This window comes from Terrimonas ginsenosidimutans, from assembly GCF_022012415.1.
Lineage (GTDB): Bacteria > Bacteroidota > Bacteroidia > Chitinophagales > Chitinophagaceae > Terrimonas_A > Terrimonas_A ginsenosidimutans.
In genome coordinates, this window is the sequence record NZ_JAKLTR010000003.1 from 461,029 (window position 1) to 474,080 (window position 13,052).

Annotated in this window: 8 protein-coding genes; all 8 read left to right on the forward strand. The window is 46.3% G+C overall.

Going from position 1 to position 13,052, the window contains the following annotated elements; genetic code table 11:
- Positions 1-3: 3 nt before the first annotated feature.
- The 8 genes from LZZ85_RS06980 (at position 4) to LZZ85_RS07015 (ending at position 13,020) form a co-directional block, all read left to right on the forward strand.
- Positions 4-1,173: an alginate lyase family protein gene (locus tag LZZ85_RS06980; RefSeq protein WP_237870040.1), complete on the forward strand. Its 1,170-nt coding sequence runs from the start codon at positions 4-6 to the stop codon at positions 1,171-1,173.
- Positions 1,174-1,205: 32 nt separating this feature from the next.
- On the forward strand, positions 1,206-2,369 hold the full coding sequence (locus tag LZZ85_RS06985; RefSeq protein WP_237870042.1) for a glycoside hydrolase family 88 protein: 1,164 nt from the start codon (positions 1,206-1,208) through the stop codon (positions 2,367-2,369).
- Positions 2,370-2,856: 487 nt separating this feature from the next.
- On the forward strand, positions 2,857-4,677 hold the full coding sequence (locus LZZ85_RS06990) for an alkaline phosphatase (RefSeq protein WP_237870044.1): 1,821 nt from the start codon (positions 2,857-2,859) through the stop codon (positions 4,675-4,677).
- A gap of 419 nt (positions 4,678-5,096) precedes the next feature.
- Positions 5,097-8,405 (forward strand): SusC/RagA family TonB-linked outer membrane protein, encoded by a 3,309-nt coding sequence (locus LZZ85_RS06995; RefSeq protein WP_237870046.1) that lies wholly within the window; start codon positions 5,097-5,099, stop codon positions 8,403-8,405.
- 23 nt (positions 8,406-8,428) lie between these two features.
- The gene (locus LZZ85_RS07000; RefSeq protein WP_237870047.1) at positions 8,429-9,958 is read left to right on the forward strand and encodes a SusD/RagB family nutrient-binding outer membrane lipoprotein; all 1,530 of its coding nucleotides are present in this window, start codon (positions 8,429-8,431) and stop codon (positions 9,956-9,958) included.
- A 79-nt stretch (positions 9,959-10,037) separates the two neighbouring features.
- On the forward strand, positions 10,038-11,348 hold the full coding sequence (locus LZZ85_RS07005; protein ID WP_237870048.1) for a ComEC/Rec2 family competence protein: 1,311 nt from the start codon (positions 10,038-10,040) through the stop codon (positions 11,346-11,348).
- Between the two features lies 1 nt (position 11,349).
- Positions 11,350-12,432 carry a sulfatase-like hydrolase/transferase gene (locus tag LZZ85_RS07010; RefSeq protein ID WP_237870049.1) on the forward strand — a complete coding sequence of 361 codons (1,083 nt, stop codon included), beginning with the start codon at positions 11,350-11,352 and terminating at the stop codon, positions 12,430-12,432.
- Between the two features lie 6 nt (positions 12,433-12,438).
- Positions 12,439-13,020, forward strand: a complete 582-nt coding sequence (locus tag LZZ85_RS07015; RefSeq protein ID WP_237870050.1) for an HD domain-containing protein — start codon at positions 12,439-12,441, stop codon at positions 13,018-13,020.
- Positions 13,021-13,052: the final 32 nt, after the last annotated feature.

Genomic DNA, 13,052 nt, shown 5'->3' on the forward strand with positions numbered 1-13,052 from the left:
AACATGAACAGAATATTTATTATACTGGTTTGTGTGTGCTTTCTTTCATTCCGCGCAGAGACAGTTTTTTCTCCGCAGATAAAAAAAGAAGTGATCAGTACACTGCATGCTCAAGTGATCAGGCAGGCCGATTCCGCTTTGCTTCTTGAGCCCGTCACCGTAACTGCAAGCCGCGCGTCACGTAGCGCCGGTGGAATTCATGATTTCTATTCGGAGGGAGATTACTGGTGGCCAGATCCTGCGCATGTGGATAGTCCGTATGTGCAAAGAGATGGCCTGACAAATCCGGACAACTTCGTCGCGCACCGCGAAGCGATGATCCGCTTCAGCCGAGTCATCGGATCGTTGGCGTCCGCTTATACGATCACCAAAGATGAGAAATATGCAAGGCAGATCATCCGGCACTGCAATGCGTGGTTTACCGATACTGCAACAAGAATGAACCCCTCACTCTTGTTCGCGCAAGCAATCAAAGGCCGTGCAACGGGAAGAGGCATCGGCATCATCGATACGATCCAACTGATGGAAGTAGTGAAAGGCCTTATGGCGATCCAGTTTTCCAAAGCAATGGACAAAACTTCATGGTCTTTCTTTCAGCAATGGTTTTCAGCTTACATCCAATGGCTGGAAACACATCCATATGGAAAAGCGGAACTCGAGGCGAAAAATAATCATGGCACCTGTTGGGTGATGCAGGTGGCAGTGTTCGCACAGTTCACCAATAATAAAAGAGTACTGGATTTTTGTAAAGACCGGTTCAAATCCAAACTGCTTCCTGAGCAAATGGCTGCTGATGGTAGTTTTCCGCTGGAGCTGAGGCGCACCAAGCCTTATGGGTATTCTATCTTCAACCTTGATGCGATGACTACGATCTGCCAGGTATTGTCCACTCCCAAAGATGATCTCTGGTCTTTCACTTTGCCGGATGGCAGGAATATGAAAAAAGGAATCGACTTTTTATATCCATTTATAAAGGACAAGAGTAAATGGACATTTCAGCAGGATGTGATGTACTGGAATAACTGGCCGGTCGCGCAGCCTTTTCTTGTTTTTGGTACGGCAAGGTTTAACAACAAGCAATGGCTGCAAACCTGGAAAGCACTGGATCATTCGCCGGAGGAGGCTGAAGTGATCAGAAATCTGCCGGTCAGAAATCCGCTGATCTGGTTATAATATTATCTGAGGTTGATCATAAACATTATAGTATGAAACGTATTGTATTTAGTGTTGGGTTCTCGTCGCTACTCGTATTTTCAGCTTGTACACAAAAGCTGTCGGCAATTGTAAAAGATGCGGAAAGGCAAACAGCTGTTTTGCTGAGTGAGATCCCCAATGCGCGTGAAGGAAAAGCTAACCTGGTTTCGCCGCGGACAGTGGAAGAAGGCAAGTTGAAATTGGTGGCGTCCGGCGATTGGACAAGCGGATTCTTCCCGGGAGAACTCTGGTATTTCTATGAACTGACCGGAGATCAGAAATGGAAACAGAAAGCAGATAGTTTCACCCGATTGATCGAAAAGGAAAAGCTCAACGGCGTTACGCATGATATGGGTTTTAAGATCTATTGCAGTTTCGGTAATGGGTATCGACTGACGAAAGATCCCTACTATAAAGAAGTCATCATTCAATCAGCCAAAACGCTGATTACCCGCTATAGGCCGGTTACCGGCGCGATCCGTTCCTGGGATCATCATAAAGAGAAATGGCAGTTCCCCGTGATCATCGATAATATGATGAATCTTGAACTGCTGTTTGAAGCAACAAAGCTGACGGGAGATTCCTCTTTTTATAAGATCGCTGTTGCTCACGCCAACACCACTATGAAAAATCATTTCCGTGATAATTACAGCACCTGGCACGTAGTGGAATATGATACGATCACCGGAAAAGTACGCAGCAAGGTAACGCACCAGGGATACAGCGACGAATCAGAATGGGCAAGAGGTCAGGCCTGGGCATTGTATGGGTACACGATGTGCTATCGCGAAACAAAAGATCCGGTGTATTTAAGACAAGCCGAGAACGTTGCGGATTATTTGTTGAAACATCCGGCAATGCCTGCTGACGCTGTTCCTTACTGGGATTTTAAAGATCCGGGTATTCCATCCGTTTCCCGTGATGCATCTGCAGCAGCTGTGATCGCATCCGGTTTGTATGAATTGAGCGGGTATAGTATGCAGAAGAAAACGTATAAGGCTTTTGCAGATAAGATCATGAATAGTCTTACTAAAAGCTATCGCTCTGCGATTGGAGAGAATAAAGGATTCATTCTCATTCATAGCACCGGAAATAAGCCAGCGAACAGCGAGATCGATGTTCCGATCAATTATGCGGATTACTATTATCTGGAAGCGTTGTTGCGGAAGAGGTAAGGGTCATATCCTCGATAGTCTTGCGTAGGAGGAACGCGGCGAACGCAACGAACCGCGGCGAGCGCGGCGAAATACAATATTTCCCAGGCTGTTTTCGCCGCGATCTCTGCGGTTCGCCGCGGCCGCCGCGTTCCCCTACGCCAGTAAATCTATTCATTCAACCCGAAGGCATGCTAAAGGCTTCCTTTCAATCATAAAACTCCCATAACCTATCCATAATATTCCCTTTACATGCCCTTCCTAATTTCGAGCCCGGTTTGAATGATTAAATAACTATATCGGCAAGTTTTCTCATGTGATAGTCGCCCCGGTTCCCCGGGGTGACTTCTTTTATCACCTATTAACATTAACATAATAAAATCGTAACCTGATCCGGTCTGCGAAGGCCAGGCTTTTAATATGTTTGCCGGATAGCACGTTATATTTGTTGAAACTTTTTTCGTCACATCTTTTTTCATCCTTCCTTTTTGGGGCTGGTTTTATTTTTATGATGAAGAATTTATTTATCCTGTTGATCTGTTTTGTACCGCTGGGTCTGATGGCTCAGCCTGCGAGTTATTCTGTTGCCAATGCTCATTCGCATAACGACTATGAAAGCGAAGCTCCCTTCCGTATGGCGTGGGAGGAAGGATTTGGGTCGATAGAAGTGGATGTGTTCCTGGTAAATGGTGAGATCGTCGTAGCGCATGACAGCTCGCAGCTTTCCCGTGGATGGCTGTTGGATTCGCTTTACCTGAAGCCGCTTTCGGATCGCACGATCAGTAATAAAGGATATGTTTATGCAAACCAGGAAAGGACACTTCAGTTACTGATTGATTTAAAGACGCCCGCCGATCCTTTGCTGGATAAACTGGTGGAGAAACTGATGCAGTTTCCGGCTCTGGTAGCTAACCCTTCTTTACAGATCGTCATTACGGGCAGCCGGCCTGCACCTGAACTATATGCTTCTTACCCTCCGTGGATCATGTTCGATGGAGAATTGAAAAAAACTTATACTGAAGATCAGTTGAAAAAGATCGTAATGCTGAGTGATAATTTCACTTCCTATTCAAAGTGGAATGGATTGGAACGAATGGTGGCAAAGGATCTGGAAGCAGTGCAGTCAGCAATTAGAAAAGCACACGCACTCAATAAGAAGGTTCGCTTTTGGAATGCTCCTGATATCCTGAACAGCTGGCAGAGCTTTATTGGACTTGGCGTTGATTATATCAATACTGATCAGGTCAGGGGGCTTAGTAAGTTTCTTTCTCAGCTGGCAGATCGCACGTACACATCAAAAGAAAGTTATAAGCCGTATAGACCCACCTACCGGAATGATGGCAAAGATAAGAAGGTAAAAAATATCATTTTGTTGATCGGAGATGGAACGGGTTTGCCACAATGGTATGCAGGATATACCACCAACCATGGCGCCTTGAATGTGTTCAACATGCGATATGTTGGATTATCCAAGACTAGCTCTTACGATAATTATATTACTGATTCTGCTCCAGGAGCAACGACCATTTCTTCGGGTGTAAAAACTAACAATAGGGCCGTTGGTGTTGATCATACAGGCAAGCCGCTTGTGCTGATCACGGACCTGGTGAGAAAGAAAAAAATGAAAACGGGCGTTGTAACCAGTGGTGATATCACGGATGCAACACCAGCGAGTTTTTATGGCCATCAGTCGGATAGAGGCAACAGCTCAGGTATGCTAAAAGATCTGCTGGCTTCCAATGTTGATCTTATCATGGGCAAAGCTCCGGTTTCATTGAAGGATTCCCTTCTTAAAGCAGTAGAGACAAAGTTCAGTTTGGTGAGCTCGTTTGACAAGGTGAGTGGCGGCGCCGCCAAACCATGGATGCTTATTGATTCGATCGCTGGGCTTTACAGAATACAAGGACGCGGCGAATGGCTGCAACATGCTTTCACAAAATCTATCAACGTATTGTCAGAGAATAAAGATGGATTCTTATTGATGCTTGAGGGCGCAAAGGTTGACCATGGCGGACACGCAAATAAACTTCCTTTTGTAGTAACCGAACTGATGGATTTTGACCAGGTGGTTGGTAAAGCAATGGAATTTGCAGATGCTAATGGAGAAACGCTGGTGGTGGTGACCGCCGATCATGAAACGGGCGGTTTGACGCTTGTTGGCGGAGATTATAATAAAGGATATATCAGTGGCCAGTTCTCAACTGGTGGACATACGGCACTTCCTGTTCCCGTTTTTGCTTATGGGCCGCAATCGCATTTGTTCAGCGGTGTATATGAGAATACGGAGATCTTCCGGAAATTGTTAGCAGCGTTGAAAATCAAAGAGTGATCTGAGTACTCACTATAAAAAGCACTTTCAAATATCTGATTGGCATAAGTGGAACGCGGCGAACGCGGCGATACGCGGCGGACGCAACGAAAAGAGCAGCTATTGTATTTCGCCGCGCTCTCCGCGTATCGCCGCGCTCTCCGCGTATCGCCGCGCTCTCCGCGTATCGCCGCGCTCTCCGCGTATCGCCGCGCTCTCCGCGTATCGCCGCGCTCTCCGCGTATCGCCGCGCTCTCCGCGTATCGCCGCGTTCGCGGCGTTCCTCCTACGCCGGTTGGATAAATAAGTATCTATCAATACTCCCAAAGTTCCATTCTGTTTAAGTTTTCTTAATCATTAGATCATCTTAGTATAAGAATCAGTTCACATTACAATTCCACCTTCGCGGCATCGACAAACCAAATCAAACTGATTGAGATATGCATTATCCCAACTATCCTCGCTTTGCCCAGATTATCCTGACATTCTTATTCCTGACAATCTCCTGTATTGCGATGGCTCAAAAGAACATCGCTGGTAAAGTATTGTCTCCGGATAATCAGCCCGTGTCCAGTGCTACTGTAGTAGTAAAAGGCACAGACAAAAGAACAATGACCGCTGAAGACGGCTCCTTCACAATTTCCGCCAATGATGGTGATATCCTTGTGATATCAAGCGTTGGCTTTGGTACGCGTGAAATAAAAGCTGGTGAGTCATCCAGCGTACAACTCACAGCAAATGTTCAGGATCTGAACGAAGTAGTTGTTACAGCACTCGGTATTAAAAAAGACAAGAAGAAACTGGGTTATGCGATCCAGGAAGTGAAAGGTGAAGACCTGACCGTTGCAAGGGAAACCAACGTTGTAAACCAGCTTGCAGGTAAAGTTGCTGGTGTAACAGTGGTGGGTAGTCCTTCCGGCATCGGCGGTTCTGCACGAGTTTCCATTCGTGGTGAGCGCTCAGTCGATATTAATAAGAACCAACCATTGTATGTGGTAGATGGTGTTCCCATCAGCAATGCAATCTCCGGCGGATCAGGCAGGGGGAACCTTGAAGTGGACTTTGGCAATGGCGCAAGCTTTCTTAACTCTGATGACATTGAAAGCATGAGCGTTCTAAAAGGTCCCGCTGCTGCTGCGTTATATGGCTCACGCGCCGCGAACGGCGTGATCCTCATCAAAACAAAAAGTGGTGGCAAAAAGAAAGGCATTGGTATTGAAGTAAACAGCAACCTTACTTTTGAAACTGCCTTGAAACTTCCTGAATATCAAACAGTGTATGGTCAGGGTAATGGTAGTGGCGGAGACTTTGCCTTCGTGAATGGCGGCGGCGGCGGACTTGCCGACGGAACAGATGAAGGCTGGGGACCTTCTTTCAGAGGTCAGCTTTACCCGCAATTCAATAGCCCGCGCACGTTGAATGGTCAGCCTACACAGTTCTTTGGCGGCGATCTGAACACGCCGGGAACGGTGATCACTCCGACTGCCTGGACTCCTGATGTGGACAACCTGAAGAACTTCCTTAATACAGGAAATACATTCACCAACAACGTTGCTCTCATTGGGGGCAATGATAAAGGTGATTTCCGTTTGAGTTACACCAATCTTGATCAGAAAGGAATGGTGCCAAACACGGACCTTAAAAGAAATACAGTTTCTGTATCCGGTGGTTATAATCTTACACCGAAATTGTCTGTCCGCACTTTTGTAAGCTATATCAAAAGTGAAAGTGATAACCGCCCTTCGATCAGCTATGGTACAGAAAGCCTGATGTACCTGTTCAACTGCTGGTTGCCCGCTTCTGTAAGAGTAAGCGATATGAAAAGACTCTGGCAGATGGGCCTCGATGGCTCGCGTCCATACAGCCTGGAAAATCAGCGTCAGTATAGCTGGAACTATAACTACCACGATAACCCTTACCTGACCGTTATGGAAAACACGAACGGACAGTATTATGATCGGATCGTTGGCAATGTTAACCTGAAATATGATTTTACCAATTGGCTGAGCCTGCAATTGCGTACTGCAACAGACTGGAGCAATGAACGTCGTGAGTACAGACGGGCATTCAGCACGCAGCGTTTCCCTTTTGGTGAGTACCGTGAAGTGGGTATCGTGAATGAAGAGCGCAACTCCGACTTCCTTTTCTCATTCAATAAAAATATCAATCCGGATTTTGCGATCAATGCTACAGTTGGTGGCAACCAGATGCGCCAGACTTCAAGATTCAATGAACAGGCAGCTGGCCAGTTGAACATTCCGGGTATCTATAGCCTGAACAACTCCCGTATAGCACTGGTCGCTCAGCAAACAAATATTGCGAAACGTATCAATAGCCTGTATGGTTCAGCAGGTGTGTCATGGAAAAACAAACTGTTCCTGGATTTTACCGGTCGTAATGACTGGAGCAGTTCGCTTACAATCCCGGAAGATCTGAAAAGCCAGGGTGTTGAAAGCAACGGTTATTTCTATTCTTCCGTAGCGGCAAGCGCAGTGATGAGTGATATCGTTCGCCTTCCTTCGGTGTTCAGCTTCTGGAAGCTTCGTGCAAGTTTTGCGCAGGTGGGTAACGATACTGATCCTTTCTCTTTCCAGCAGACATATAACCGCAGCGAACCTTTCAATTCTTCACAGATCTATGGCGAAACAAACAGCCTGGCGAATCTGAGCCTGAAGCCAGAGATCAGCTCTGCTTATGAATTTGGTACAGATATCCGCCTGTTGAATAACAGGATCGGTGTTGATATCACTTATTATCAAAGCCGCACAAAAAACCAGATCCTGAACCTTCCTCTCGATCCTACTTCGGGTTATGCTTCCCGTAAGATCAACGCGGGTATGATCAAGAACTATGGCGTGGAAGTAATGCTGAATGCTTCGATCATCAAACAAAGGAACTTTAGCTGGGATGCATTCATCAACTTTTCTGCCAACAGAAGTGAAGTGTTGGAACTGAGCGACGGTCTTAATAACTATGTAATGGCTGGTATGAACAGCGTAAGTGTTGAAGCAAGAGTTGGTGAAAGAATGGGGAATCTCTACGGTATTGGCTTTGCACGTGTACAGAACACTGATCAGAACGCACCTTATTATGATGGTTCTGGCAAGTACGTTGGTCAAATGGTTTTCGCAGCAAACGGTCGCCCTGTTCCAACAACTAACCGTCAGCTCATGGGTAATTACAATCCTGATTGGCTGATGGGTGCTGGAAGTGCACTGAGCTATAAAGGAATTCGTTTAAGCTTCCTGTTTGACATCCGCCAGGGTGGCGTGCTGAATTCACTCACGCAGACAGTTGGCCGCGAAGGTGGGATTATTATGGAAACACTCGAAGGTCGTGCAGACGGGTATGATCTTACAAAACCAGGCAATGGTGTGATCGGTCAGGGTGTTGTCGCTGATGGCGCTGGCGGTTTTACTCCGAATACAAAAAAGCTTACAGCAAGAGAATGGCATGGTGCATGGACGAACGGCCGTGGTATTGCCGAAGGTGTAATGTATGATGCTTCTTTTGTGAAGTTGCGCGAACTGCAGATCGGTTATACCATTCCGGACAAAGTGTTTGGTAAACTGCCGATCCGTGGCGCAACTATTTCCCTGGTAGGAAGAAACCTGTTCCTGTGGGATAAAGTGCCTCACGTGGATCCTGAAACAATGGGTTACTCAGGTGGAACAGCTGTTCCCGGCATTGAGAACATGAGCCTGCCAAGCTCACGCAGCTACGGTGTTAATCTTAGCTTCAAACTCTAACCCTCATCAAAAAAAGAAAAGACATGAAACTTCTGAAAATATTCCTGGCACCGGCGTTACTGCTTACAACGCTGGCAAGCTGTACCAAAGATTTTGAAGACGTAAACGATAACAAGAACAACCCAACCGCTGTAACAGCAGATCTTCTCATCAGTGGTGTGATCAAAAATATGATGGACCGACAGGTGAATGAAGCCTGGGGTATTGGCAACATCGTTGCCCAGCATCATGCAAAGATCCAGTTTGTGAATGAAGACCGCTATAACTGGAATGAAAGAAACGATATCTGGAACGTGGTATATGATAATTACCGCAACCTTCAGAACATCTTTGTGATCACAAATAATGATGCATCAAACCCGTATTACGGCGTTTCACTCATCCTGAAATCATGGATGTTTGCTCAACTGACGGATGCTTACGGAGACGTTCCTTATACAGAAGCTGGTAAAGGTAAAACAGAGGCGATCTATCGACCTAAGTATGATAAGCAGGAAGATATATATAGTGGTATCCTTGCTGACCTGAAAAAAGCCAATGAATCGCTCGCAACTTCAGGAGCGAACCTGAGCGGGGATATCCTTTTCGGTGGAGGCCCTGCTGGTATCGCTAAATGGCGGAAACTTGCCAATTCGCTTCGCATCCGTTACATGATGCGTATCTCGAAAAAGAAAAATGTGAATGCTGATCTACAGGCGATCATCAGTAATCCATCCGCAAATCCTGTTTTTGAAGGGAATAGTGATAACGCAGAGCTGAAATACATGGCGGCTGCACCTTACCAGTGGCCGCTGTATGGCAACCGCGTTGGATCTTTTGATGAGTTCCGTGTGAGCAAAACGCTGGTTGATCGTCTTGCTGAATTGAACGACACACGTATCAATGTATTCGCCAGGCCGAGCCAGCGCTCTGTTGCCGCGGGTACGCCGAAAATGGAAGGTATCCCTAATGGATTGAACGATGTGGATGCGCTTGCTTATAACGGTGGTGTTCAGGGAGTATCCCGCGTGGGGTACACTTTCGCCTGCCTGGTTTGTAACGACAACAACCAACAGGCGCCGGTTCCAGACGCACCACGTGCTTTATGGATGACCTATGCGGAATTGCAGTTCCTGCTTGCGGAAGCAAGGGAAAAAGGAATGATCACAACGGGGGATGCTTCTACCTACTATGCAAACGGGATCAACGCGAACTTCGCTTACTGGAAAGCTGTTGTGCCGGCATCCTATAACCTGAACATCGATATGCCTGCGGGATACCTGGCTCAGGCAAAAGTGGCGTATACCGGCACTGGTGATGAGAAACTCGCAAAGATCGCTTTGCAGAAATGGGTGTCTCTCTATTTCAATGGGCTTGAAGCGTGGTTTGACTGGCGCAGGACCAATATGCCGGCCATCATACCTGGCTCCGGCAATCTCAATGGTAACAAAGTTCCTGTAAGATATATTTATCCGTTGGCAGCTCAATCACTGAACCCTGAGAATAGGGCAGAAGCGGTAAAGCGCCAGGGAGGAACAGATGATGTCAACACCAAAATGTGGTTGTTGCAGTAAACTCTCTTTTTTTGAAACAAGCAGTTAGTTAGATGCAGCGGGGCATGTCTATGCCCTGCTTCTTTTTCAAAACAAGTGTATGCGATTTTACCTGCCAGCTATTTTTTTACTGATAAGCTTTAGTTCCCTCGCGCAGCAGCCTGTGCCGGGAAGTGTATTGCCTGCGTGGCAGAAGGGATACCTGGATATCCATCATATAAACACAGGCAGAGGGAATGCCGCATTCCTGATCCTCCCTGATGCGACCACCATGCTGATCGATGCCGGTGAATTATCTCCGCTCGATGAGCGCACCTTCACTCCGAGAAATGCTTCGATCAAACCTGATTCATCGCGTAAGCCTTATGAATGGATCGCGAATTATATCAAACAGGTTTCCCCTGCTGACCACCTTAATTACGCATTGATCACTCACTTCCATGATGACCATTTCGGGGCATGGTATCCAACAGCTCCTGTATCTTCTTCAGGAAAATATATCCTTACAGGAATGACCGGCATAGGATCTATGATGAAGATCGATGAACTGATCGATCGTGGCTTCCCCTCATACAATTATCCCTATGATCTGAAAAGGTTTTCCGATAAATATGGCGGTGGTGAGATTGAGTTTGGACGTACGATGAAAAACTATTTTTCATGGCTCGATGAAGCCATGCATAACGGGATGAAAGCTTCTTCATTACGGGCCGGCAGTCACCGGCAATTGGTCCTACGTAATCAGCCGGCTGCTTATCCATCTTTTTTTATACAGAATATAAAAAGCAATCAGTGGATCTGGAATGGTAAAGACAGCACTATCGTGGCCCATTTTCCGCCCATTGACAGTTCAAACAGAAAGACCTGGCCAGACGAAAACAGCCTGAGTCTTGCATTGACGGTTAATTATGGGCCGTTCACTTACTATACCGGTGGTGATAACCCCGGGAATGTTTTTCCGGGTGATAACCCTTTGCGCGATGTGGAGACACCCATAGCACGTGTAGTGGGAGAGGTGGATGTGGCTGTGACTGATCATCACGGGAACCGCGATGCGGTAAATGAATATATGGTGAAAACACTGAAGCCTTCTGTCTGGATCGGACAAACATGGTCGTCAGATCATCCAGGGCATGAAGTGCTCGCCCGGATGACCAATCAGCATATCTATAGTGGCCCACGCGATCTCTTCGCGACAAATATGCTGGAAGCTAACCGTCTCGTGATCGGTTCATTGATCGATCATTCCTATAAAAGTCAGCAGGGACACGTACTCGTGCGTGTACTACCTGGTGGCGAGACTTACTATGTGATCGTCCTCGATGATACAACAAACGATCTGCGGGTAAAGTCCAGCTTCGGTCCCTACAGATCAAAATCGAATAAACAACTTACTCATAAAGCTAAATAGTATGAAAAGACTGTTACTTGGCCTTTCAACCATTTTAATTATTACTACTTCCTTTGCTCAATCAGGCAGATCGGAAAACATTGTTGTGGTGACGATGGACGGTCTTCGCTGGCAGGAAGTATTCGGAGGCGCAGACAGCCTGCTTACATTTGATACTGCTGCCAAATACAGCACTGATTACGTAAAGGAAAATTTCTGGGCTCCGACTGCTGATGAACGAAGAAAGAAACTACTGCCATTCTTCTGGTCAGAAATTGCTTCAAAGGGTGTTCTGCTTGGCAATCGGCAGTATGGTAACTATTTTAACAACGCGAACCCTTACTGGTTCTCCTATCCCGGTTACAATGAAATATTCACAGGATTTCCCGATACGTCTGTTAATTCAAACGATAAGATCCCTAACAGGAACGAAAATGTTTTTGAATACCTGAATAAACTTCCCGAATACAAGGGCAAAGCTGTTGTTTTTGGTTCATGGGATGTTTACTCTTACATCTTTAATGCTCAGCGTTCCGGGTTGCTGGTGAACGATGGCTATCGCGAACTTCCCGGAAAACTCACCGCTGGTGAAGAGTTGTATAACAAGCTGCAACATGAAATGCCGAAGATCTTCCATCGTGGCGAACGTGTGGATGTAGCAACGTTTCACCTGGCTTTTGAATACATGAAAGCGCATCGTCCAAAACTGATCTATTTCGGTTTGGGGGATACAGATGAATTTGCGCATGGCGGTATGTATGATTTCTATCTTGATGCAGCGCAGCATACAGATGATTGGATCCGTCAGCTTTGGCAATACATTCAATCAACACCAGGTTATAAAGATAAAACGACCCTGCTCATCACTACGGATCATGGCAGAGGTCTCGCGAAAGATGGCAACTGGAAACATCATGGCCAACGTATTGCGGAGGCAAGTGAAATGTGGTTTGCAGCTATCGGACCATCTGTGAAAAGGAAGGGCGAAAGTAAAGAGAAAGCCCAGGCTTATCAGGGGCAGATCGCAGCTACTATTGCGGCGCTATTGGGTAAAGAGTTTAAACCGGCACACAAAACTCTTCCAGCACTTTCATTAGATAAATAATCATTTATGATGTTTTCTGATAGATCAACCCCTGAACAAACGGCAGATTTTGTGATCAGCCTCTACGAAAAATTTGGAGGTGATGACTATATAGGCGAACCCGTTTCGCAGATAGAACATATGTGCCAGTCGGCTGTACTTGCGGAAAGTGAAGGGTATGACACAGAGATCATACTCGCTGCTTTCTTTCATGATATCGGTCACCTGTGTGAACATATCATGGAAGTAAAACAAATGGATGGATATGGGGTAGTGGACCATGAAAAGCTTGGTGCCGACTTCCTGCTTGAGAAAGGTTTTTCTGAAAACATCGCCAGCCTTGTCAGAAATCATGTTCAGGCGAAACGATATCTCACTTTCAGTAATGAAGAATATTACAATCGTCTTTCTGAGGCAAGCAGAAAAACGCTGGCGTTTCAGGGCGGCCGTATGACCGCCGAGGAGGCGTCTGCTTTTGAAGCTGATCCGCTTTTTGATATGCATATCCGTCTCCGTCAGTGGGACGAGAAAGCGAAGCTGGAGCATCAACCCCTCCCTCCACTGAGTAAATACAGGAACATGATGGTTGATCATCTTTCTGCTGATTGAGTAAGAATGAATGTCAACTGTTGGCCCCGAAA

Excerpts from the sequence above, each read along its gene's own strand:
- LZZ85_RS07000 (WP_237870047.1), top strand. The coding sequence starts at position 8,429 with ATGAAACTTCTGAAAATATTCCTGGCACCGGCGTTACTGCTTACAACG.
- LZZ85_RS07015 (WP_237870050.1), top strand. The coding sequence starts at position 12,439 with ATGATGTTTTCTGATAGATCAACCCCTGAACAAACGGCAGATTTTGTG.
- LZZ85_RS06990 (WP_237870044.1), top strand. The coding sequence starts at position 2,857 with ATGATGAAGAATTTATTTATCCTGTTGATCTGTTTTGTACCGCTGGGT.
- LZZ85_RS06995 (WP_237870046.1), top strand. The coding sequence starts at position 5,097 with ATGCATTATCCCAACTATCCTCGCTTTGCCCAGATTATCCTGACATTC.
- LZZ85_RS07010 (WP_237870049.1), top strand. The coding sequence starts at position 11,350 with ATGAAAAGACTGTTACTTGGCCTTTCAACCATTTTAATTATTACTACT.
- LZZ85_RS07005 (WP_237870048.1), top strand. The coding sequence starts at position 10,038 with ATGCGATTTTACCTGCCAGCTATTTTTTTACTGATAAGCTTTAGTTCC.
- LZZ85_RS06980 (WP_237870040.1), top strand. The coding sequence starts at position 4 with ATGAACAGAATATTTATTATACTGGTTTGTGTGTGCTTTCTTTCATTC.
- LZZ85_RS06985 (WP_237870042.1), top strand. The coding sequence starts at position 1,206 with ATGAAACGTATTGTATTTAGTGTTGGGTTCTCGTCGCTACTCGTATTT.